Genomic DNA, 22,424 nt, shown 5'->3' with positions numbered 1-22,424 from the left:
CACGCACACAGCAAGGCCATTCCATGACCCCAGCTCCCCGCACCCTGTACGACAAACTGTGGGACGCCCACATCGTCGTGCCCGAATCGGACAGCGCGCCCGCCGTGCTGTACATCGACCTGCACCTGATCCACGAAGTGACCTCGCCGCAGGCCTTCACCGAACTGCGCGAGCGTGGCCTGGCGCCGCGCCGCCCGGACCGGACCAAGGCCACCATGGACCACTCCACCCCGACCCTGCCGGCCGGCCCCGACGGCAAGCTGCCCTACGCCAGCGCCGCCTCCGAAGCGCAGGTGGCGATGCTGGCGCGCAACTGCGCCGCGTACGGCATCGAGCTGTTCGACCTGCAGTCGGCCAATCGCGGCATCGTGCACGTGATTGCGCCCGAGCAGGGCTTCACCCAGCCGGGCATGACTATCGTCTGCGGCGACAGCCACACCTCCACCCACGGTGCGTTCGGCGCGCTGGCGTTCGGCATCGGCACCAGTGAAGTCGGCCACGTGCTGGCGACCCAGTGCCTGCTGCAGCGCAAGGCCAAAACCATGGCCATCACCGTCGACGGCGTGCTGCCGGTGGGCGTGGGCGCCAAGGACGTGGTGCTGCACATCATCGGCGTGATCGGCGTCAATGGCGGCACCGGCCACGTGCTGGAGTTCCGCGGCAGCGCCATCGAGGCGATGGACATGGAGCAGCGCATGACGTTGTGCAACATGTCGATCGAGGCCGGCGCACGCGCCGGCATGGTCGCTCCCGACCAGACCACCTTCGACTGGGTCGCCAATACCCCGCGCGGACCCAAGGGCGCCGACTTCGACGCCGCCGTGGCCGCCTGGTCGCAGCTGCGCAGCGACGTCGGTGCGCGCTTCGACGTGGAGGTCCACATCGAGGCCGCCGACATCCGCCCCACCCTGACCTGGGGCACCCACCCCGGCACGGCGATCGCGGTGGACCAGCCGATCCCGGCGGCCAACGATGCCGCCGACCAGAAAGGCCTGGACTACATGCACTTCCACGCCGGCCAGACCCTGGCCGGCACCCCGGTGGACGTGGTGTTCGTCGGTTCGTGCACCAACGGCCGCCTGAGCGACATGCGCGAAGTGGCGCAGGTGCTGCAGGGCCGCCGCGTCGCCGATGGCGTGCGCATGCTGGTGGTGCCCGGTTCGGAGATCGTCAAGCGCCAGGCCGAGGCCGAAGGCATCCACACCATCGTGCGCGCGGCCGGTGCCGAATGGCGCGAGCCGGGCTGCTCGATGTGCATCGCCATGAACGGCGATCTGGTCGCCCCGGGCCAGCTGGCGGTGAGCACCAGCAACCGCAATTTCGAGGGCCGCCAGGGCCCGGGCTCGCGCACGCTGCTGGCCTCGCCCATGACCGCGGCCTGGGCGGCGGTGAACGGCCGGGTGTCCGACCCGCGTGAACTGTATGCCGCCCAGGAGGTGGCCTGATGAGCGGCTTCCGTACCCTGACCTCGACCAGCGTGGTGCTGCGCGAGACCAACATCGACACCGACCAGATCATCCCGGCGCGGTTCCTGTCCACCACCGAGCGCGCCGGCCTGGGCAAGCATGCCTTCAACGACTGGCGCTGGCAGAGCGAGGGCGTGCCGAACCCGGCATTCGCCTTCAACCAGCCACACAACGCCGGGCGCAGCATCCTGCTGGCCGGGCGCAACTTCGGCTGCGGCTCCTCGCGCGAGCATGCGCCGTGGGCACTGACCGACCTGGGCCTGCGCGCCATCGTCAGCAGCGAGATCGCCGATATCTTCCGCGGCAATTCGCTGAAGAACGGCCTGCTGCCGATCGTGCTGGACGAGGCCGATGTGCAGACGCTGATGCAGCGCCCGGATGACGAACTGACCATCGACGTGGCCGCGCGCGAACTGCGCACGCCCGATGGACGCGTGTATGCCTTCCCGCTGGACGGCTTCTCGCAGACCTGCCTGCTGGAAGGCGTGGACCAATTGGGGTATCTGTTGGGCCGTACCCCTGACATTGAACGTTACGAGAGTGAACATGCACGCTGAGATTGTCGTATTGCCGGGTGACGGCATCGGTCCGGAAGTCGCCGCCGCCGCCATCGCGGTGCTGGAAGCCGTCGCCACCCGTTTCGGTCACACCTTCGGGTTCCAGGAACACGATATCGGGGGCATCGCCATCGATCGCCGCGGCGAGCCGCTGCCGGCCACCACGCTGGAGGCCTGCCGCAAGGCGGACGCCATCCTGCTTGGCGCGGTCGGCGGGCCGAAGTGGTCCGACCCGAATGCCAAGGTCCGCCCCGAGCAGGGCCTGCTGGCCATCCGCAAAGCGCTGGGTCTGTACGCCAACCTGCGCCCGGTGCGCACGCATGCTGCCGCGCTTGGCGCCTCGCCGATCAAGGCCGAACTGCTGGAGGGCGTGGACTTCGTCGTCGTGCGTGAGCTGACCGGCGGCATCTACTTCGGTGAGAAGACCCGCACCGCCGACACCGCCAGCGACCTATGCAGCTACAGCGTGGGCGAGATCGAACGCGTGCTGCGTACCGCCTTCCGCCTGGCCCGGACCCGCCGCGGCAAGGTCACCTCGGTGGACAAGGCCAACGTGCTGGAAACCTCGCGCCTGTGGCGCGATGTCGCTGCGCGGATCGGTCGCGAGGAATTCCCGGACGTTGCACTGGAGCACCAACTGGTCGATTCGATGGCCATGCACCTGCTGGCCAAGCCGCGCGAATACGATGTGATCGTGACCGAGAACATGTTCGGTGACATCCTCACCGATGAAGCCTCGATGCTGGCCGGCTCGCTCGGTCTGCTGCCATCGGCGTCGCTGGGCGAGCCCGGCGCAGTGGGCATCTACGAGCCGATCCACGGTTCGGCGCCGGACATCGCCGGCAAGGGCATTGCCAATCCGTACGCCACGATCTTCAGTGCCGCGATGCTGCTGCGGCATTCACTGGGGCTGGACGACGAGGCTGCTACGGTCGAGGCTGCGGTGTATGCCGTGCTGGATGACGGCGTGTTCACCGCCGATCTCGCCGCCAAGGGTTTTGCGGTCAGTACCGCCGCAGCAACCGACGCGGTCCTTGCCAAGCTGCAATGATCGTCACGAACGCGGCCTGAGGGCCGCGTTCGTGTTTCCACATCCCGCACGGCCTCCCTGTCCCGTCGGCCACGTCGCAGCCAGCGGCCGGCCCCCAACAAGGAAAGCCTTTGAACCCTCGTTCCTCTGCCGACTTTCTCACCCACGTGGCCCAGCGCGATCCGCATCAGCCGGAGTTCCTGCAAGCCGTCAAAGAAGTGATCCAAAGCCTGTGGCCGTTCCTGGAGCGCAATCCCCGCTACCTGGAACATGGCCTGCTGGAGCGGCTGGTGGAGCCCGAGCGGTTGATCCAGTTTCGCGTGGCCTGGGCCGATGATGCCGGCAAGATCCATGTGAATCGCGGCTGGCGCGTGCAGCACAGCTCGGCGATCGGCCCGTTCAAGGGCGGCATGCGCTTTCATCCGTCGGTCAACCAGTCGATCCTGAAGTTCCTCGCGTTCGAGCAGACCCTGAAGAACGCGCTCACCACCCTGCCGATGGGCGGTGGCAAGGGCGGTTCGGACTTCAATCCCAAGGGCCGCAGCGACACCGAAGTGATGCGCTTCTGCCAGGCCTTGATGCTGGAACTGCACCGCCACCTCGGCGCCGACACCGACGTGCCCGCGGGCGATATCGGCGTCGGCGCGCGCGAGGTCGGCTACATGACCGGCATGATGAAGAAGATCACCAACGACGCCTCCTGCGTGTTCACCGGGAAGGGGCTCTCCTACGGTGGCAGCCTGATGCGTCCGGAGGCGACCGGCTTCGGCACGGTCTACTTCGTCGAGCAGATGCTGCACCATGCCCGCCGCGATACCGATGGCGCCAGGGTGTTGATTTCCGGCGCCGGAAACGTGGCTCAGCATGCCGCGATCAAGGCCATCGAACTAGGTGCGAACGTACTCACGCTCTCCGATTCCGGCGGCACGCTGTACGCCCGTGACGGCTTCGATGAAGCGGCGTTGCAGGAGGTGGTGGAACTGCGCAACGAACGTCGCGGCTGCCTGTCCGAACTGGCTGACGACAAGCGCTTCGAGTACCTGGACGGTAAGCGCCCCTGGCACATCCCGGCTGAGATCGCCCTGCCCTGCGCCACCCAGAACGAACTGGATGAAGACGATGCGCGCGCCCTGGTCGACAACGGCGTGCTGTGCGTGGCCGAAGGCGCCAACATGCCCTCGACGCTGGAGGCAGTGGACGTCTTCCTCGCGTCCGGCACCCTGTACGCACCCGGCAAGGCCAGCAACGCCGGCGGCGTGGCCACCTCGGGGCTGGAAATGAGCCAGAACGCGCAGCGCCTGTCCTGGCATCACGCCGATGTCGACGAGCGCCTGCACGGGATCATGAAGGACATCCACGCCAACTGCGTGCGCCACGGCAAGCGTGCCGATGGCAGCGTGAACTACGTGGATGGCGCCAATATCGCCGGCTTCGTCAAAGTGGCCGATGCGATGCTGGCGCAGGGCGTTTACTGAAGGCGGACCGTTGAAGAGGCGCGGCGGTGTTTATCCGCGGCGCCCTGCGGCGTGTCTTACCGCAGCGGTCAGTGCGCGGAGCGAATGTCGCTCGTCATGCAGCCGGCCAGCACCCCGCCGCTGTCGGTGGGTATGACGCTGAACGACCGCACGCGCGTGTATCCAGAGGACGCCTCCCGCGTTGCTTCGCGCCTCCAATACCCCTCTACCTGCCGATCCGCCGCGCCCAGACCGGTGACAGCGAGCACCGCCCTCAGCGGCGCATCGCCCATGTCCGCCGCGAAGTAACCTCCGTAGGCGAGGACGAGCGACTGCGCAGGCAGACCCTTCAACGCCACCGGCTGCTCCAGCGTGACGACCATGACGGGCATCTCCTGGCCATTGGCATGGTACTCACGCTCGGCGACCGCGCTTACATTGTCCGGCCATGCCAGCGGCGACAGTTCCGAGACACGCTCCCACATGTTGGCGATGCGCCGCATGGCAGCGTCGTCCGCCCGACATTCGAGCGCAGCGCCCATATCATCCGCCGTGGCCGTCTCGCGCAATCGGGGCGGAATGCGCGCTTCGCGCATCAGACCCGGGTAGTCACATCCCACCCGATAGCCCTCACCATCGCTGCTCACCACGATCGCGCCGGGCGATGACGTGTTGACGGCTGTAGGGGGCGCTGACCACACCTGGAACGGCTCACGCAACGTACTCGACCGACGCCGCAGTCCGGTCTCGCTGACAATGCGCGCACGCTGCCCGGCATCGATGGGAATCGAGAAGCCCCTGTCATCCACCACCACGCGGCGTGTTGTGATGCCGTGCACCGTCAACGCGTCCGGCATGTCGATGAAGGTCGTCACGTCCTCCTCGTCACTGCTGCGTGTGAAGCCCCAGCCCTGCAGATAGGCCGGACGCTCCTGCGGCGAGCCGTACCGTGCGCCCCGCAGCGCCGTCGTCACCGCCTCCACCGTCGCCGGTGAGGCACGGCATTCCAGGAGTTCGACGAGATCGCGCTGGAAACTGGCAGCAGTGTTCGCCTGCGCGGGCGGCGCGACGGCCATCAACAAGGCAACGGCCGCAGCAGAAACGAACAGAGAGGAAAAACGAAGCGACATCATGCGCGGCCGAAGACAATCCGGTGTGCATTGTGCACTCGCCAGTACCGCGAGACGACAGGCCATCGCGCCGAAAAGAAGAAGCCGGCCACCGGCCGGCTTCATCGTCCATCAACCTTCGCTGGTCTTGGCCTCATCCGGCTTCACCCGGAACCATGCCGCATACAGCGCCGGCAGGAACACCAACGTCAGCACGGTGCCGACGATCAAGCCGCCCATGATCGAGATCGCCATCGAGCCGTAGAACGCACTGCGCGACAGCGGGATCATCGCCAGCACCGCGGCCAGCGCGGTCAGCACGATCGGGCGGAAGCGGCGCACGGTGGCGTCGATGATGGCGTGCCAGCGGTCATGCCCGGCGTCGATGTCCTGCTGGATCTGGTCGATCAGGATCACCGAGTTGCGCATGATCATGCCGGCCAGCGCGATGGTACCCAGCAGCGCCACGAAGCCGAACGGCGCGCGGAACAGCAGCAGGAACAGCGTGGCGCCGATGATGCCCAGCGGCGCGGTGACCAGCACCATGGCCGCACGCGAGAAGCTGCGCAGCTGCAGCATCAGCAGCGTGGCTACCACGATCAGGAACAGCGGCATGCCGGCCTTGATCGAGTTCTGCCCGCGTGCCGAGTCTTCCACGGTACCGCCGGTCTCCAGCAGGTAGCCTGACGGCAGCTGCGCGCGGATGCCGTCCAGCGTGGGCAGGATCTGCTGCACCACGTCCAGCGGCTGCATGCCATCGCCGATATCGGCGCGCACGGTCACCGTGGGCAGGCGGTTGCGGTGCCAGATGATGCCGTCCTCGAAGGCGTACTCCAGGCGCGCCACCTGCGACAGCGTCACCGGGGTGCCGCTGGCGGTGGGAATGGCCAGGCTGCCGAGCAGGCCCAGCTGGGCGCGCTCGTTGTCCGGCCCGCGCAGCAGCATCTCGATCTGGCGGTTGCCTTCGCGGTAGGTGCTCACGCTCATGCCCGACAGCGAACTGCTCAGGAACTGGCTCACCTGCGCGCTGCTCACGCCCAAGGCGCGGGCACGGTCCTGGTCGATCACCAGCCGCACCACCTTGCTTGGCTCGCTCCAGTCCAGGTTGACGTTGATCACGTGCGGGTTCTCGCGCACCTTGGCCTCGACCTGGCGGGCAATGGCCTGCACCTGCGCGATGTGCTCGCCGGAGATGCGCATCTGCACCGGGTAGCCCACCGGCGGACCGTTCTCCAGGCGGGTCACGCGCATCTGGACATCGGGGAACTGCTTGATCACGTCCTTCATCAGCCAGTCGCGGGTGGACTCACGGGCCTTGGCGTCGGCGGTGAGCACCACGAACTGGGCGAAGTTGGTGGCCGGCAGCTGCTGGTCCAGCGGCAGGTAGAAGCGCGGCGAACCGGTCCCCACGTAGGCCACGTAGTTGCTGATGCCCTCGCGGCCCTTCAACAGCTTTTCCAGCTTGCTGGCCTGGGCCTGGGTGGAGGCCAGCGATGCACCTTCGGCCAGCTCGATGTCGACCATCAGCTCGGGCCGGGTCGAATCGGGGAAGAACTGCTGCGGCACGAAGCGGAAGATCGCCAGCGAGAAGATGAACAACGCAATCGTCGCGCCGATCACCCACCAGCGGTGGCGCAGGCAGGTATCCAGGAAGCTGCGGAAGCGGGTGTAGAACGGCCGCTGGTACGGGTCATGGTCGTGCGCATGTTCGGTCGGCCTGATCCAGCGCGCGAACGCCGGGTGGCGGTCGGCCCACTGCAGGCGGCGGGCGTGCCAGCGCCCAGCCAGGCTGGTCGGCTTGGGCGGCTGCCGGTTGAACAGGTCCGGCAGCATCTTGTCGCCCAGGTACGGAATGAACAGCACCGCAGCAATCCACGACACCACCAGCGCGATGGTCACCACCTGGAACAGCGAACGGGTGTATTCACCGGTGCTCGATGCCGCGGTAGCGATCGGCAGGAAGCCGGCGGCGGTGATCAGCGTGCCGGTGAGCATCGGGAAGGCGGTGGATTCCCAGGCGAAACTGGCCGCGCGTAGGCGGTCGTAGCCCTGCTCCATCTTGGTGGCCATCATCTCCACCGCGATGATCGCATCGTCCACCAGCAGGCCCAGCGCCAGCACCAGCGCGCCCAGCGAGATCTTGTGCAGGCCGATGCCGAAGTAATGCATGACGAAGAAGGTCATCGCCAGCACCAGCGGAATGGTCACGCCCACCACCAGGCCGGTGCGCAGACCCAGCGAGAAGAAGCTGACCAGCAGCACGATCACCACCGCTTCGGTGAGCACCTGCACGAACTCGCCCACCGACTCTTCCACCGCGTGCGGCTGGTCGGACACCTTGCGCAGCTGCATGCCAGCCGGCAGGGTCTTCTGCAGGCGCTCGAACTCGGCGTCCAGGGTGGCGCCCAGCTTCAGGATGTCGCCGCCGTCCTTCATCGCCACGGCCAGGCCGATGGCGTCCTCGCCCATGAAGCGCATCTTCGGCGAGGCAGGATCGGCGAAGCCGCGCTTGACCTGCGCGATATCGCCCAGGTGGATAGTGCGCTCGCCGGCCTGGATCGGGAACCGGCGGATGTCCTCGATGGAATCGAACTGGCCGGTCACGCGCAGCTGCACGCGGTCGCTGGGGGTTTCAAAGAAGCTGGTGGCACTGACCGCGTTCTGGTCGGCCAGCGCCTGCTGCACCTGCTGCAGCGACACGCCCAGCGTGGCCAGCTTGGTGTTGGACAACTCGATCCAGACCTTCTCGTCCTGCAGGCCCACCAGGTCGATCTTGCCGACGTCCGGCACGCGCTGCAGTTCCAGCTGGATGCGGTCGGCGTAGTCGCGCATCACCGCGTAATCGAAGCCCTTGCCGGTCAACGCGTAGATGTTGCCGAAGGTGTCGCCGAACTCATCGTTGTAGAACGGCCCGACGATCTCGCGCGGCAGCGTGGCGCGGATGTCGCCCACGCGTTTGCGCACCTGGTACCACAGGTCCGGAATCTGCTTGGAGCGCAGGCTGTCGCGCGCCATGAAAATCACCTGCGATTCGCCCGGACGCGAGTAGGACCGGATGAACTCGTATTCGCCGGTGTTCATCAGCGCTTTTTCGATCGGCTCGGTAACCTGCCGCGAGACCTGCTCGGCGGTGGCGCCGGGCCACATCGTGCGCACCACCATCGCCTTGAAGGTGAACGGCGGATCCTCGGACTGGCCCAGGTGCTTGTACGACCACGCGCCGATGACCGCGAACGCCAGCATCGCAAACAGCACCAGCGGGCGGTTGCTCAACGCCCATTCGGAAAGATTGAAGCGGCGCACGGCTCAGTGCCCCTTGCCGGCGGCAGCGGGCGCGGCCGCCGGTGCCAGCACCGGTCGGTTCTGGCGGTCCACCGGCGTCACCACCTGGCCCTCGCGCAGCAGGTGGCCGCCGGCGGCGACCACCCAATCGGTGCCGGTGACACCGGACAGCACCGGCACCGCGTCGGCACCGTAGGCACCCACCGTTACCGGGGTGGCCTTGAGCGCGCCGTTGGCCGGGTTCACCACCCACACGCTGGCCGTGCCGTCGGCGCCACGCAGCACCGCCGCCAGCGGCAGCTGCAGGGTGCCGCTACGGCCGGCGCGGGCGAACACGCGTGCGCTCTGGCCCAGTTCCACTTCGCTCAGCGCTTCGGGCGCCAGGCTGACCCGGGTGGCGTAGGTGCGGGCCTGCGCATCGGCGGCCGGGGCGATCTCGCGGATCGTGCCGGGCAGCAGCTGGCCCGGGCGGTTCCACAGTTCCACCTGCACCGCCTGGCCCACCTGGTAGTCGCGGATGCTGCTTTCCGGCAGTGCGATCAACACCTCGCGCCCGCCGTCGGCGGCCAGGGTGAACACGGTCTGCCCCGCGCTCACCACCTGCCCGGCTTCGGCCTGGCGGCTGGCGATCACGCCGTCGGCCGGGGCGCGCAGCTGCGCGTAATCGGCCTGGTTGCGGGCCACGGCCAGGTTGGCGCGGGCGGCGTTGGCCTGGCCCTGCGCGGCCTTGAAGGCGGCGGTCTGCTGGTCCAGCGCCGAGCGGCTCACCAGCTGGTCTTCGGCCAGCTTGGCGTAGCGCTTCTGGTCGTCGCGTGCGCGCACCAGGTCGGCATCGGCGGCGGCCAGCTGGGCCTGCGAGGCGGCGGCCTGAGCGCTGTAGTCGGCCGCGTCCAGTTCGGCCAGCAGCTCGCCCTTGCGCACGCGCTGGCCGGCATCGACCAGGCGCTTGACCATGTTGCCTCCCACCCGGAAGGACAGTTGGCTCTCCTGGCGGGCATGCACTTCACCCGGATAGGCGGCCGCTTCCTGCCCGGCCACGGTGCCCGGATGCACCACCAGTACCGGAATGGCCGCCACCGGCTCGGCATCGTGCTTGCCGCACGCCGCCAGCAGCACCACCAGCAAACCACCGCCCATCCAACGCATGCTTTTCATGAGGTACAGGACCTGAGAAGAAATCCGGGAAAAATTCGCGCCGGCAACATACTGTTGCAGCACGGCTAATAGTGAACCAGCCGGTATAGTATAAATATCGAACCGATTGGTCTAGTATTGTTTGGATGACCGATCCGACCGCCCCCATTGCCCCTGCCAAGCCCGCCGCCAAGGCCTCCGGGCCGGGGCGCCCGAAGGACCTGGGCAAGCGCGCGGCGATCCTGGAGGCGGCCAAGGCCCTGTTCGTGGACCAGGGCTATAACGGGGTAAGCATGGACAGCATTGCCGCCCAGGCGGGGGTGTCCAAGCTGACCGTTTACAGCCATTTCGGCGACAAAGAGGCACTTTTCACCGAAGCTGTGAAGTCCACCTGTGTCGCCATGCTGCCCGACGCGCTGTTTGTCACCGACGCCGAAGGGCCGCTGCACGACCAGCTGCTGGGCATCGGCCACGCGTTTTTCAGCATGATCACCTCGGCCGAGGCGGTGGCGGTGCAGCGGGTGATGATGGCCCCGGAAACCGATGACCGCCTGCGCGAGATGTTCTGGGTGGCCGGCCCGCAACGCACCACCGACGCCCTGGCCGAGTTCCTGCGGGCCCGCGTGGCCCGTGGCGAGCTGGAGATCGACGACTGTGAAACCGCCGCGCTGCAGTTGATGACCCTCATCAAAGGCGAGCTGCATACGCATATGATGTGCGGGCTGCGACCGACCCCGGCCGACTGCGACGCCGATGCCCACGTGAGCGCCAGCGTGGCGTTCTTCCTGAGGGCCTACGCGCCGCGCCCCACGGCGTGAGAACAACATGAATGGACCGGAGGTCGCGGTGACTTCCGGCACTGCGACCCCGGCGCGACGGCAGCGATGCTCTCAGCGCGCCGCCGGCTCCCGGCACCGGTAAAATGGCCGGCCCACTGCGCTGGAACTAGAAACCTCATGACGATCGATTACTCCCACGCCCGCGAACTGATGGTTGAACAGCAGATCCGTCCCTGGGACGTGCTGGAGATCCGCGTGCTCGATGTACTGGCACGCCTGCCGCGCGAAGCGTTCGTCGCTGAATCGCACAAGGCCCTGGCGTATGCCGACATCGAACTGCCGCTGGGCTTCGGGCAGAAGATGATGAAGCCGGTCATCGAAGGCCGCACCCTGCAGGCGCTGGATCTGCAGCCGGGCGACGAAGTGCTGGAAATCGGCACCGGCAGCGGCTTCCTGAGCGCCTGCATGGGCGAGCTGGCCCGCGAAGTGCTGAGCCTGGAAATCCAGCCGGAACTGGCTACCGGTGCGCGTGCGCGCCTGGATGCCGCCGGCCTGGGCAACAACGTGCGGATTGAAACCGCCGATGCCCTGACCTGGGAAACCGAGCGCCGCTTCGACGCGATCTGCGTGACCGCCGCGGTGGACACCATCCCGTCACGTTTCACCCAGTGGCTGCGTCCCGGTGGCCGTCTGTTCGTCATCCGCGGCCAGTCGCCGGTGATGGAAGCGGTGCTGGTCAAGGCCGACGGCAGCACCGAGTCCCTGTTTGAAACCGATATCGATTACCTGCGCGGTGCCGCTCCGGCGCCCCAGTTCCAACTCTGAGTCCAAGGAAGCCGCAATGATCCGCCGATCCCTCGCTATTGCGCTGGCCGCCGCCCTGCTGCCGATGACCGCCTCTGCCGCCGACCTGCTGCAGGTCTACGAAATGGCGCGCAATGGCGACCCGCAGCTGTCCGCGGCTGAATCGACCCGTCTGTACGACAAGGAAGGCGCCGTGCAGGCGCGTGCCGCGCTGCTGCCGCAGCTCAATGGTGAGGCCTCGCTCAACCGCAGCCGCACCGACGACCGCGGTGGTACCGGCGGCACGCCGCCGACTGGCAGTCTCACCAGCAATCGTCGGGTGTACTCCATCAACGGCAGCCAGACCCTGTTCAACTTCACCCAGTTCGCCAACCTGCGCTCGCAGCGCGAACTGAGCCAGGCCGCCGACTTCACCCTGGACTCGGCCAACGACAGCCTGATCGTGCGCACCTCGGCGGCGTACTTCAACGTGCTGGTGGCGATCGAATCGCTGACCGCCGCGCAGACCAACGAAGCGGCGGCCAAGAAGCAGTTCGATTTCGCCGACAAGCGCCTGGAAGTGGGCCTGGCACCGATCACCGACGTGCATGAAGCACGTGCCCAGTACGACCAGGCCCGCGCCAACACCATCGTCGCGCAGAACACCCTGGCCGACAGCTACCAGGCGCTGACCGAGTTGACCGGCCAGCCGGTGGCCGACCTGCGCGCCCTGCCGGCCGACTTCCGCCCGGAACTGCCGGCCAAGTACGCCCAGATCGACCAGCTGGTGGGCGAAGCGGTGGCGCAGAACCCGGCGCTGAAGGCGCAGGAGCTGAAGGTCAGCGCAGCCGAGTCCGGCGTCTCGGCCGCCCGTGGCGGCCATTACCCGACCCTGTCGCTGGGCGGTAGCTGGGGCAAGACAGCCACGTGGGGCGACAACGGGATTGGTGCTGGCAATTCGTATAACCCCGACCTGCGCACCAACAGCGTCGGCCTGACCCTGAGCGTGCCGATCTTCTCCGGCGGTGCCACCCAGTCGGGCGTGCGCCAGGCACTGGCCCAGCGCGACATCGCGCAGGACGGTTACGAGCAGCAGAAGCGCGCCCTCGACCGCAACACCCGCAATGCCTACCAGACCCTCGTGGCCGGCATCAGCGAAGTGGAAGCGCGCCGCCTGGCCGTGGTCTCGGCACAGAGCGCCTACGACGCCTCGCAGGTGGGCCTGGAAGTGGGTACCCGCACCGTGCTGGACGTGATCCAGAACCAGCGCATCCTGTTCTCGGCGCAGCTGGACTACGCCAACGCGCGCTACACCTTCCTGCAGAACCGTCTGCAGCTGGGCCAGGCCGTGGGCACGCTGGACATCGCCGAACTGCAGGACATCAACCGCCTGCTGACCCAGGCAGCCGCCACGCCGAGCACCCAGGTCAACTGATCTGCCGCAACAGCGTTGGATGGAAAACCACCCGCATGCGGGTGGTTTTTTTATGTCTTGACGCAAGTCCAAGAATGGGCAAAGCCAGCTTCCAAGAACGCGACGTGGCTAAAAGCAGAAAATCGATATCTGCCACAGACGGGATGGCTGACGCTCCTTAGTAATTTTGAGGAATGTGGCAGAGCGACTCACTTCCTCTCCTGTGCGCCCCTCATCAGCCAGACGCGCATACCGTATAGATTTCCACGATCACGTCTGCATTGGTGAAGCCGAATGTGCGCCACCCATTTCCATTCGGATGACTCCCGACCAATGCGAAGCGTGGGGTTACCGCCCAGTGATTGGGTATATTCGTCTTCATGGGGTAGTTAAGTGTGTACTCGCTAGACGGGTCACTCGGCCGCCACCCACCAGCTATTGGCGCGAATCCTGCGGGGCACTGGGGGGTCAGATCAATAGCACCATTTACACTGCCCGTGGCTGTCTGACTGACCGTCTGAAAAGCAACGGCCATCGCATTTGGTGAAACAACTATCAATGCTGCAGCAACTGAAAAAGCGAATCCCATCCTGCTCATTTGTGACTCCATTTTCGCCAGCCTATTCCGGCTTTAGAAGGATGCGCGAAGCAACAGAGTCGCGAAGTAGGAATACTCCCTGTTCAATGGTGGGAAGATTCCTTACTGCCTCTGCATGTCGAGTTTGGTCACCGCATCAGTTACTCGGCCTCAGCCGTTTGGTGATTTATCGCCATCGGGCAGAGACACGCATCGAATAGCCATAGGCGATGGAAGAGCGGCGTTGCAGCCATTTGGAGCAAGTGCTATCACCCGCGCCACGCCAGCCAATTGCGTCATTACGCGACACACGCACGCGCGCTCCACTTCCGCCGTCAAACCAACACATCCCCGTTTCCAAGGCGCGCACCCGCATACCCCGCCGATACCTTGGTATAGACCGGCGAAAAGCGCTTGACCCCCACCGGAACACGCTCTAACGTCCGCCCCGCACCACCCTTCCCTTCGCCCAGAGACCCCTCCTTGGACAGTCATAGTCGACCTCGTTGCTGCTCCTGAGCCGACGGACCCGCTGACCCCAAGGTTGGCTCCGTCCGCACAGGACGGGGCTTGCCCGCGCATCGCATGATGCGCCCGCCTCGCATCACCTGCATCGCCGTTTCCAACGACCCCGACGAGGGTGCCGCTGGCGTTTCCGATTGCCTGGAGATTGCCCATGCACCAGTGCCGTGTACTGGTCCCGCTGTTGTTGAGCGCGGCCGTGCTTCCCCTCGATACCCGCGCCGCCGCCAGCCTGCTGGTGGACGATGCCAGCATCACCGATGCGCACCATTGCCAGCTGGAAAGCTGGGTGCGGCATACCCGCGACGGCCAGGAATGGACCGCCGTGCCGGCCTGCACCGTGGCCGATACCGAATGGTCGCTCGGCCTCACCCGCCTGCCGGGCCAGCCCGCCACGCAGTGGGCCATGGGCGCCAAGCGCGTGCTGGTCGAGCGGAAGGAGCGACGCTGGGGCCTGGCCGCCAGCGCCGGCCTGGGCGGCACCACGCACCGACCGCGCGGCGATGACTGGAACCTCACGGTTCCGCTGACTGTCGCGCTGGATGCGCAGGACCGGGTGCAGCTGCACCTCAACCTCGGCTGGGCCCACCACGCACACGGGCAGGGGCGCACCAGCGGCGTCGGCATCGAGGTGGCGCTGCATCGCGACTGGTCACTGCTGGCCGAAAGCGCGCGCGATGCCGACCGCCAGCGCAGCAGCCAGATCGGCGTGCGCCGGCTGCTGTGGCCCGGTGCCAGCGTGGACCTGCTCGCCGGGCGCGTGCATCACCACCCCAACGGGCAGTGGCTGACGTTGGGCTTCAATCTCGCCGCCCTGCCCTGAGCAGCGGTCGCGCGCGTCGCCTGTCGCACCGCGTCACTTCGTCCACTGACCGCCTGCCGCGCCAGCGTCGTTGCCGATGCCCGCTGCGGCCTGCCCCATTGCTACCTGCTGGAGAATTCCATGAACCGCGAAGACCTTCTGTTCTCGATCCGCACCCTGATCCGCTCGCGCGATGCCGCTGCCTTTGCCAGCATCGCCAGCACCACGCATGCACTGGATCTGGTCGAAGCGCTCGACCTGTTCGGCACTGAGGTCACGCTCGGCCTGCTGATGCTGCTGCCACCGCCCGCACGTGCCGAGCTGTTCGCCCACTTTCCCGACGGCGCGCAGGACGCACTGCTCACCGCGATGCCGCGCGACGCCGTGGTAACGCTGTTCGAGCACCTGCCGTCCGACGACCGCGCCGACCTCTACCACCGCCTCGATGAGGCGGCGCGCCAGCACCTGCTGCCCGCGCTGGCCAAGGTCGAGCGCGATGACCTGCTGCGCATGGCGGCCTACCCCGAGGGCACCGTGGGCGCGGTGACCACCTCTGACTACGCCTGCCTGGCCCCGCAGATGACGGTGGCCGACGCCATCGCCCACCTGCGCCATACCGCGCTGGACAAGGAGACCATCGACATCATCTTCGTGCTCGACCTCGACCAGCGCCTGCACGGCAGCATCTCCCTGCGCGACCTGGTGCTGGCCGACGGCAACGCGCCGATCGAATCGATCATGCGCAGCCCGCCCACCACCGCCGATGCCTACTGGCCGCAGTTGCAGGCCGCCGAACTGATCCGCCGCTACGACCTGCTGGCGCTGCCGGTCACCCATGCCGATGGGCGCATGATCGGCATCGTCACCGTCGACGATGCGATGGACATCGAGAAGCAACAGGATGCCGCGCAGCTGGCGCGCTTCGGCGGCACGGTGAGCGCGCAGGGCAACGACCTGGATGTACGCACCACGCCGCTGAAGCAGATGTTCCGGGTACGCGTGTTCTGGCTGGCGATCCTGACCGGCTTCGGCATCCTCACCAGCACCTTCGTGGCCGCGCAGGAGGCGCTGCTGTCGCAGGTAATCGTGCTGGCCGCGTTCATCGCCCCGATCGTGGACATGGGCGGCAACACCGGCAGTCAGTCGGCCACGCTGGTGATCCGCAGCATGGCGCTGGGCGAGTTGAAGCTGAGCTGGCGCGACGTGTGGTTCGTGGTGCGGCGCGAGCTGCCGGTGGCCGCCGGCCTGGGCGTCACCATCGCCGTGCTGGAAGCGATCCTGGCGTACTTCAGCAAGGGCGTGGGCATGGACGTGCTGCTGGTGGTCGGCTCCAGCATGCTGGTGTGCACCGCGCTGGGCGGCATCATCGGCGCGCTGCTGCCGTTTGCGGCGCGCCGTATCGGCACCGACCCGGCCACGCTGTCGTCGCCGATGATCACCTCGATCATGGATCTGATCGGCGTGTTCATCTACTTCGGCTTCGCCTACCTGTTCCTGGGCGACCTGCTGGTGGCAGCGGCATAAGCGGCCTGCTGCCGCCGGAGCTCACGCCACCGGCGGCGGCAGGTGCGGGGCGATCAGCGCCACGGTGCGGTCGAGCGCGCCGCGTCCATTGCTGACCAGCATGCAGCCGGCGCGGGCCATGTCTTCGCGCGCCTGCGGATCGCGCAGCAGGGTCAACAGCGCATCGCCCACGCCCTGTGCATCGTCGGCGATCACCACCGCACCGGCCTCGCGCATGCGCCGGGAGATCTCGGCGAAGTTGTGCAGGTGCGGGCCGGTCACCGACGCCGTTCCCATGGCTGCCGGTTCCAGCAGGTTGTGGCCGCCGATCGCCTGCAGGCTGCCGCCGACGAAGGCGACCTGCGCACAGCCGTAGAAGGACATCAGCTCGCCCAGCGTGTCGATCACGAACACGTCGGTGTCGGCCTGCGGCCACTGCTGCTGGCGGCGCGTGGCCACCTTCCAGCCCTGCTCGCGGGCCAGTGCCTCCACCCGCGGGAAGCGCTCGGGATGGCGCGGCGCCCACAACAGCAGCAGGCCCGGCAGTGCCTCGCGCAGGCGCCGGTGCAGGTCGATGGTGGCCTGCTCTTCGCCTTCATGGGTGCTGGCGGCGATCCACACCGGGCGATCACCCGGCACCAGCGCATGGAACTGGGCCACGAAGGCCTGCACGTTGGGTGCGGCGATATCGAACTTCAGGTTGCCCAGCGCCTGCACCTGCTCGGGACGTGCACCCAGCTGGATGAAGCGCTCCGCATCGTCCTGCGACTGCGCGGCCACGCAGGTGACCGTGCGCAGCGCGCGCCCGATCAATGACCTCAGCAGGCGATACCCGCGCAGCGAGCGTGCCGACAGACGCGCGTTGAGGATGTACACCGGAATGCCCCGGTCCCGGCAGCCGAACAGCATGTTCGGCCACAGCTCGGTTTCCAGGATCAGCGCCAGGCTGGGCTTGAAGTGGCCGAGGAAGCGGCCGACGCTGCCCGGCACGTCGTAGGGCAGGTAGACATGGTCCAGGGCGTCGCCCCACAGCGCGCGTACGCGTTCGGAACCGGTCGGGGTGATGGTGGTGATCACCCAGCGGATATCCGGGCGCAACGCACGCAGGGCATTGACCAGCGGTGCGGCGGCGTTGACCTCGCCCACCGACACCGCGTGCAGCCACACCCGCGGCTGCCCGCTGGGGTGCGGATAGGAAGCGTAACGCTCGTCCCAGCGGCGGAAGTACTCACGCACCCGGAACCCGCGCCAGACCAGGTGGTACACGGTGATCGGCAGCAACAGGTACAACACGGCCGAGTACAGGCCGCGCAGGATCCATTCGACAGGGCTTTTGCGCATGCGCAGAGGATACGGGAGCGGCGCGGGGAAGGCATCCCGCACCGCCGTGATGGGCCTGCCGGGATGCATCCATTAGAATCCAATCCATGTCAGATAACGCTTCCACCGCCACCCGCCCGTCCCTGCGCGACCCGCGCAACTGGCCGATGTTCGCCGTCATGTTCGCCGCCTTCGGCGTGGCCCGGCTGCCCTGGATGCTGCAGCGCGCGCTGGGCCGCGGCGTTGGCACCGTGGCCTACCGCCTGGCCGGCAGCCGCCGGCGCGCGGCCGAGGTCAACCTGCGCCTATGTTTCCCGGAAAAGGACGAAGCCTGGCGGCAGCGCCTGCTGCGCGACAGCTTCGACGCCCTGGGCGTGGGCATCTTCGAGTTCGCCCGGGCCTGGTGGGGCAGCATCGACAGCATCCGCCCGCAGGTGCAGATCGAAGGGCTGGAGCACCTGCAGCGCCTGCAGGCCGAAGGCCGCGGCGTGCTGCTGGTCTCGGGCCACTTCATGACGCTGGAGATGTGCGGGCGCCTGTTGTGCGACCACGTGGATCTGTCGGGCATGTACCGCAAGCACCGCAACCCGGTGTACGAATGGGCGGTGAAGTTCGGCCGGCTGCGCTATGCCAAGGCGATGTATGCCAACGAGGACATCCGCGCCACCGTGCGCCACCTGAAGAAGGGCGGGTTCCTGTGGTACGCCCCGGACCAGGACATGCGCGGCAAGGACACCGTGTTCGTGCCGTTCTTCGGGCACACCGCCGCCACCATCACCGCCACCCACCAGTTGTCCCGCATGACCGGTTGCGCGGTGGTGCCGTATTTCCATCGCCGCGAAGGCGGCCGGTATTTCCTCAAGATCGGCGCACCGCTGGAGAATTTCCCCAGCGAGGATGTGGAAGCCGATACCGCACGCGTCAACCAGGCCATCGAAGCGATGGTGCGCGAAGCACCGGATCAGTACCTGTGGATCCACCGCCGCTTCAAGCGCCAGCCGGGCGGCCGCAGCGATTATTACCGGTAGAGCCACCCCATGGGTGGCTGCACAAATTCCGCCGGTAGAGCCACCCCATGGGTGGCTGCACAAATTCCGCCGGTAGAGCCACCCCATGGGTGGCTGCACAAATTCCGCCGGTAGAGCCACCCCATGGGTGGCTGCACAAATTCCGCCGGTAGAGCCACCCCATGGGTGGCTGCATGGTGCCAGACCGCGAACAGCCACCCATGGGGTGGCTCTACCCTTCCATGGGCCACCGCGACCACGCGTGCGGGTACTCACCCAGCGCACCGGCCAATCCCGCACGTATCGGGTTGGCGAGGATGTACAACGCCTGCCGGCGCAAGGATTCCTCACTTCTCACGGCGTGGTCGAAGTACCCGTGCTGCCAGAGCTTCCCCTTTCGCCGCAGACGTTCATTCAACAATCGGCTGCTGCGTGATTTGAACAGCAGCATGCAACGCGCCAAGGTGTCTTGCCGCAGCCGGATCAACCAATGCACGTGGTCCGGCATGACCACCCAGGCCAACGTGCAACTGACTCCACAACGATCCATATAGCGCAGCGTGTCGATGATTACCTCTGCATTGAGGGGATCGTCGAACCATCTCCGCCTGCCGTGCGTGGTGGTGGTGAGCGCGTAGCAATAGCCCGGATGCGAGTAGCGGCCGCGTTGGAGGCGTGGGCTGGTCATCGCACGAGGGTGCGTGGGACGGGGCGTGGTGCCCATCGGTGGATGGCGCGCGTGTGGGTCGGTATGCCGCCATCTACGGGTAGAGCCACCCCATGGGTGGCTGCGCGGAACGCCAGATTCCCAATCAGCCACCCTTGGGGTGGCTCTACCCGTCGTCCCGCGCCAACAGGCTGCCGGCATACAGCGCGGCCAGCAGCAGGGTGAGCCCGCCCCAGAAGGTGGAATAGAACGCCAGGTGGGTGTTGAGCGGGAACACGGTGACCGCCAGCGCCAGCATGGCCGGCCGGGCGCGTTCGCGGGCCGGTAGAGGCGCGAAGCGCCACGCGCGCCAGGCCTGGGCGGCGGCAGCCAGCCACAGCAGCAGGCCCAGTACGCCGGTTTCAGCGAGGATTTCCAGCACGATCTGGTGCGCGTGCAGCGCCGGGCCTTCGCCCCACACTTCCTGCGCCTGCGGTGCGGGGTTGCAGCCCGGGTACGCATCGCGGAAGCCGCGCGCGCCCACGCCGTTAACCGGATGGTCGGCAATCATGCAGCCGGCCGCAGCCCAGATCTGCGCGCGCCCGGACAACGCCTGGTTGACGCCGTCGCCGTCGCCGTCGCCCTCCCACGCCATCGCGGTGCGCGCCACGCGCTCACGCACCTGGCTGGAACCGAATCCGATCGCCACCGCGGCCACCAGCCCGATGGCCAGGCAGCCGATCAACGCGCGCGCGCCGAGCAGGCGCCAGCCGGAGTACGCCACGACCAGCGCATAGGTGAGCCACGCAGCACGCGAGCCCGCCAGCACCAGCACCACGCCCACTGCGGCAGCGGCCACGCCCCAGCCCCACAGTCCGCCGCGTCGCGCGGCGGCAAACAGCAGGAACGGGGAGAGGCTGGCCAGGACCTGGCCAAATTTCAGGTTGCACGGCCCCAGCACGCCGCTGAGCCTGTCCACGGCAGCCACTTCAGCGGCGTTGCACAGGCCGTGCCCGCTCACCAGCTGCTTGAGCTGGTCCAGCGACCAGAACAACGCACTGCTGCCGAAGGCGGCCTGGGCCAGCGCATCGGCGGTCCACACCGCAGTGATCAGCGCGATGCCGCCCAGCGTCAGACGCCGCCGCTGCGGGGTGGCCACGGCAATCGCCACCAGCCACATGAAGGGCAGATAGCGAAGGCCGGCCGCGGTCTTGCGCCAGGCCGTCGCCGGGTCGATCGCATCGAACGCGGAAAACGCCTGCGGCAGCCAGTAGCCCAGGAACAGGATGCTGGTCAGCGCCCATGCCGGGCTGCTCAGCAGGTGCTGTTTGCCCTGCATGCGCAGCTGCACCATGCGCACGGCGGCATACAGCGCGCCCAGCACCAGCACGCTTTCGGCGATGCCGGGCAACGGCCACAGTGCCACGAACGCCAGCACCCACCACGGCGCCCAGCGACCGGCGCGGGACGCCGGGGAGCCGGGCACAAGCACCGGCTCAGCCGGCAAGGGAGGTGTAGAGCTTGAGGGTGTCACGCTGCATCGCCTGCAAGGTGAAAGGAATGCGGGCAGGCAGGCTGGGCGGTTGCTGCAGCAGCTGCAGCGCACGCGACAGCAGCGCCGCACCGTCGTGCAAGGCTACCGCACCAGAGGGTTGCAGCTGCGTCAGCAGTTCACCCACGCCACCGTGGTTCCAGCCCAGCACCGGGCGCCCCACCGACAGCGCCTCGACCACGGTGCGGCCGAACGCTTCGGGCTTGTCCGACACCTGCAGCACCAGGTCGCTGGCCGCGTAGGCCTGGGCGATGCGCGTGGTGGGCGCGGTCATCAGCACCGCATCGGCGACGCCCAGGGTGCGTGCCTGTGCCTCCAGTTCGGCTACATAGGCCTCGCGGCCCGGCTCGCGGGTGCCCGGCATCCACAACGTGGCGGGCACACCGGACGCATGCAGGCCGGCCAGCAGCTGCAGCGCATGCCGGTGGCCCTTCAACCGGGTGCCACGGCCAGGCAGCAACAACAGCGGCGCATCGCCGGCCAGCGTCGGGTGCTGGGCGGCCACCGCCAGACGGGCGCGGCGATCGGTGCGCGCCACGCGCGGGAACTGGGCCACGTCCACGCCGCGCGGAATCACCTGCAGACGGTCGGCAGGCACGCTGGGGTAGTGCGTCTGTACGAAGCTGCGCACCGTGTTGGACACGCAGATCACCCGCTCGCCACTGGTCATCACCGCGCTGTAGCGGCCCGGCGAGTTCAGCCCGTGCACGGTGGTGACCCAACGCGGGCGCTGGGCCTCGGGAAGGCTGCGCAGGGCGTACAGGCCGAGCCAGGCCGGCAGGCGTGAGCGCGCATGCACGATGTCGGCGCCCACTTCGGCAAACAACGCGCGCAGGCTGCGCACGTGGCGCAGGGTCAGCAGCGACTTGCGGCCGATGTCCAGGGTGAGGTGTTCGGCACCGCTGGCCAGCAGCGGCTCGACCAGTCGTCCACCCGCAGACACGACGATGGCCCGGTGGCCGGCGGCAACCAGGGCAGAGGCGATTTCAAGGGTGGAGCGTTCGACCCCGCCGGAGTGCAGCGCCGGCAGCAGCTGCACCACGGTCAGTCGGCGCACGGGAGCAGCGCTGACTTAGTCGGCCAGCACGAACACGGCGCCGCAGTACGGGCACTTGGCCTCGCAGTTGGGCTCGTCTTCGATCGGCAGGTACACGCGCGGGTGCGAATTCCACAGCGCCATTTCCGGGGTCGGGCAGCTCAGCGGCAGGTCGGTGCGATGCACGGTGTAGCGCTTCTCGGCGTTGGCGGGCGCAGTGGCGGTATGGCTCATGGCGTGGACACACACAAAGGAATTGCGAAGGGGGTGATTCTAGCACCCGGGGCTGTTGCATCGCCGTCCTCGCGCAGGCCGACCCACGCGGCAAGGACCCACCTTCGGCGCACAGCACCGTTCTTTTTAAATCGATCCAAAGAAACTGTCAACCGCGCCCGCAACAGGCTGATTTTCCGGGTTTGGATCGAACTAAATGGCACTTGCCAGCATCCCC

The 22,424-nt window shown here is 67.5% G+C and carries 18 protein-coding genes; 10 read left to right on the top strand and 8 right to left on the bottom strand.

Features of this window, described 5'->3' with window-relative positions; genetic code table 11:
* The first annotated feature begins 23 nt into the window (after positions 1 to 23).
* The 4 genes from leuC (at position 24) to gdhA (ending at position 4,528) form a co-directional block, all read left to right on the top strand.
* On the top strand, positions 24 to 1,445 hold the full coding sequence (gene leuC, locus DX03_RS03575) for a 3-isopropylmalate dehydratase large subunit (protein ID WP_038686393.1): 1,422 nt from the start codon (positions 24 to 26) through the stop codon (positions 1,443 to 1,445).
* Positions 1,445 to 2,023: a 3-isopropylmalate dehydratase small subunit gene (gene leuD / locus DX03_RS03570; RefSeq protein ID WP_038686391.1), complete on the top strand. Its 579-nt coding sequence runs from the start codon at positions 1,445 to 1,447 to the stop codon at positions 2,021 to 2,023. The genes leuC and leuD overlap by 1 nt, the downstream gene beginning before the upstream one ends.
* Entirely contained in the window at positions 2,013 to 3,074 is a 1,062-nt protein-coding gene (gene leuB / locus DX03_RS03565; RefSeq protein ID WP_038686389.1) for a 3-isopropylmalate dehydrogenase, read from the top strand. Before leuD ends, leuB begins: the two co-directional genes overlap by 11 nt.
* Before the next feature lie 110 nt (positions 3,075 to 3,184).
* Complete coding sequence (gene gdhA, locus DX03_RS03560; RefSeq protein ID WP_038686388.1) at positions 3,185 to 4,528, top strand: NADP-specific glutamate dehydrogenase; 1,344 nt, start codon at positions 3,185 to 3,187, stop codon at positions 4,526 to 4,528.
* A 68-nt stretch (positions 4,529 to 4,596) separates the two neighbouring features.
* On the opposite strand, the gene DX03_RS03555 is transcribed toward gdhA, so the two are convergent.
* Genes DX03_RS03555 through DX03_RS03545 form a run of 3 tightly spaced genes read right to left on the bottom strand, consistent with a single transcriptional unit; the run spans position 4,597 to position 10,053 of the window.
* Entirely contained in the window at positions 4,597 to 5,742 is a 1,146-nt protein-coding gene (locus DX03_RS03555; RefSeq protein WP_185753455.1) for a hypothetical protein, read from the bottom strand.
* A 6-nt stretch (positions 5,743 to 5,748) separates the two neighbouring features.
* Positions 5,749 to 8,919 (bottom strand): efflux RND transporter permease subunit, encoded by a 3,171-nt coding sequence (locus DX03_RS03550; protein ID WP_038686385.1) that lies wholly within the window; start codon positions 8,917 to 8,919, stop codon positions 5,749 to 5,751.
* A 3-nt stretch (positions 8,920 to 8,922) separates the two neighbouring features.
* Positions 8,923 to 10,053 carry an efflux RND transporter periplasmic adaptor subunit gene (locus DX03_RS03545; RefSeq protein WP_038686382.1) on the bottom strand — a complete coding sequence of 377 codons (1,131 nt, stop codon included), beginning with the start codon at positions 10,051 to 10,053 and terminating at the stop codon, positions 8,923 to 8,925.
* Between the two features lie 125 nt (positions 10,054 to 10,178).
* On the opposite strand from DX03_RS03545, the gene DX03_RS03540 reads away from it, so the two are divergent.
* From DX03_RS03540 to mgtE, 5 genes are all read left to right on the top strand, one after another.
* Positions 10,179 to 10,850: a TetR/AcrR family transcriptional regulator gene (locus tag DX03_RS03540; RefSeq protein ID WP_038686381.1), complete on the top strand. Its 672-nt coding sequence runs from the start codon at positions 10,179 to 10,181 to the stop codon at positions 10,848 to 10,850.
* 138 nt (positions 10,851 to 10,988) lie between these two features.
* Positions 10,989 to 11,636 carry a protein-L-isoaspartate O-methyltransferase family protein gene (locus tag DX03_RS03535; RefSeq protein ID WP_038686379.1) on the top strand — a complete coding sequence of 216 codons (648 nt, stop codon included), beginning with the start codon at positions 10,989 to 10,991 and terminating at the stop codon, positions 11,634 to 11,636.
* Positions 11,637 to 11,652: 16 nt separating this feature from the next.
* Positions 11,653 to 13,029 carry a TolC family outer membrane protein gene (locus tag DX03_RS03530; protein WP_038686378.1) on the top strand — a complete coding sequence of 459 codons (1,377 nt, stop codon included), beginning with the start codon at positions 11,653 to 11,655 and terminating at the stop codon, positions 13,027 to 13,029.
* A 1,232-nt stretch (positions 13,030 to 14,261) separates the two neighbouring features.
* The gene (locus tag DX03_RS03525; RefSeq protein ID WP_038686375.1) at positions 14,262 to 14,930 is read left to right on the top strand and encodes a hypothetical protein; all 669 of its coding nucleotides are present in this window, start codon (positions 14,262 to 14,264) and stop codon (positions 14,928 to 14,930) included.
* A 120-nt stretch (positions 14,931 to 15,050) separates the two neighbouring features.
* Positions 15,051 to 16,433 carry a magnesium transporter gene (mgtE, locus tag DX03_RS03520; protein ID WP_038686373.1) on the top strand — a complete coding sequence of 461 codons (1,383 nt, stop codon included), beginning with the start codon at positions 15,051 to 15,053 and terminating at the stop codon, positions 16,431 to 16,433.
* 21 nt (positions 16,434 to 16,454) lie between these two features.
* On the opposite strand, the gene waaA is transcribed toward mgtE, so the two are convergent.
* Positions 16,455 to 17,753 (bottom strand): lipid IV(A) 3-deoxy-D-manno-octulosonic acid transferase, encoded by a 1,299-nt coding sequence (gene waaA, locus DX03_RS03515; protein ID WP_038686372.1) that lies wholly within the window; start codon positions 17,751 to 17,753, stop codon positions 16,455 to 16,457.
* Between the two features lie 86 nt (positions 17,754 to 17,839).
* Between waaA and DX03_RS03510 the strand changes: the two genes are divergently transcribed.
* Positions 17,840 to 18,760, top strand: a complete 921-nt coding sequence (locus tag DX03_RS03510) for an LpxL/LpxP family Kdo(2)-lipid IV(A) lauroyl/palmitoleoyl acyltransferase (RefSeq protein WP_038686370.1) — start codon at positions 17,840 to 17,842, stop codon at positions 18,758 to 18,760.
* Between the two features lie 211 nt (positions 18,761 to 18,971).
* Here the strand turns inward: DX03_RS03510 and DX03_RS03505 are convergent, their stop codons facing one another.
* The 4 genes from DX03_RS03505 to DX03_RS03490 form a co-directional block, all read right to left on the bottom strand.
* Positions 18,972 to 19,427, bottom strand: coding sequence for an REP-associated tyrosine transposase (locus tag DX03_RS03505; protein WP_038686367.1), 456 nt, complete (start codon positions 19,425 to 19,427; stop codon positions 18,972 to 18,974).
* A 145-nt stretch (positions 19,428 to 19,572) separates the two neighbouring features.
* Entirely contained in the window at positions 19,573 to 20,871 is a 1,299-nt protein-coding gene (locus DX03_RS03500) for an O-antigen ligase family protein (RefSeq protein WP_038691843.1), read from the bottom strand.
* Positions 20,872 to 20,881: 10 nt separating this feature from the next.
* On the bottom strand, positions 20,882 to 21,994 hold the full coding sequence (locus DX03_RS03495; protein ID WP_038686366.1) for a glycosyltransferase: 1,113 nt from the start codon (positions 21,992 to 21,994) through the stop codon (positions 20,882 to 20,884).
* Between the two features lie 15 nt (positions 21,995 to 22,009).
* A complete protein-coding gene (locus DX03_RS03490) occupies positions 22,010 to 22,207 on the bottom strand; it encodes a zinc-finger domain-containing protein (protein WP_038686364.1) in 198 nt (65 codons plus the stop codon).
* Positions 22,208 to 22,424 lie beyond the last annotated feature (217 nt).

The sequence above is a fragment of the Stenotrophomonas rhizophila genome, assembly GCF_000661955.1.
Taxonomy (GTDB): domain Bacteria; phylum Pseudomonadota; class Gammaproteobacteria; order Xanthomonadales; family Xanthomonadaceae; genus Stenotrophomonas; species Stenotrophomonas rhizophila.
Note: the sequence above shows the minus strand (reverse complement) of the source record. Positions and strands in the feature narration are given on the sequence as shown.

Coding starts and splice junctions, on each gene's coding strand:
- leuC (WP_038686393.1), top strand. CDS start 24: ATGACCCCAGCTCCCCGCACCCTGTACGACAAACTGTGGGACGCCCAC.
- leuD (WP_038686391.1), top strand. CDS start 1,445: ATGAGCGGCTTCCGTACCCTGACCTCGACCAGCGTGGTGCTGCGCGAG.
- leuB (WP_038686389.1), top strand. CDS start 2,013: ATGCACGCTGAGATTGTCGTATTGCCGGGTGACGGCATCGGTCCGGAA.
- DX03_RS03555 (WP_185753455.1), bottom strand. CDS start 5,742: ATGAAGCCGGCCGGTGGCCGGCTTCTTCTTTTCGGCGCGATGGCCTGT.
- DX03_RS03545 (WP_038686382.1), bottom strand. CDS start 10,053: ATGAAAAGCATGCGTTGGATGGGCGGTGGTTTGCTGGTGGTGCTGCTG.
- DX03_RS03540 (WP_038686381.1), top strand. CDS start 10,179: ATGACCGATCCGACCGCCCCCATTGCCCCTGCCAAGCCCGCCGCCAAG.
- DX03_RS03535 (WP_038686379.1), top strand. CDS start 10,989: ATGACGATCGATTACTCCCACGCCCGCGAACTGATGGTTGAACAGCAG.
- DX03_RS03530 (WP_038686378.1), top strand. CDS start 11,653: ATGATCCGCCGATCCCTCGCTATTGCGCTGGCCGCCGCCCTGCTGCCG.
- DX03_RS03525 (WP_038686375.1), top strand. CDS start 14,262: ATGCACCAGTGCCGTGTACTGGTCCCGCTGTTGTTGAGCGCGGCCGTG.
- mgtE (WP_038686373.1), top strand. CDS start 15,051: ATGAACCGCGAAGACCTTCTGTTCTCGATCCGCACCCTGATCCGCTCG.
- waaA (WP_038686372.1), bottom strand. CDS start 17,753: ATGCGCAAAAGCCCTGTCGAATGGATCCTGCGCGGCCTGTACTCGGCC.
- DX03_RS03510 (WP_038686370.1), top strand. CDS start 17,840: ATGTCAGATAACGCTTCCACCGCCACCCGCCCGTCCCTGCGCGACCCG.
- DX03_RS03505 (WP_038686367.1), bottom strand. CDS start 19,427: ATGACCAGCCCACGCCTCCAACGCGGCCGCTACTCGCATCCGGGCTAT.
- DX03_RS03490 (WP_038686364.1), bottom strand. CDS start 22,207: ATGAGCCATACCGCCACTGCGCCCGCCAACGCCGAGAAGCGCTACACC.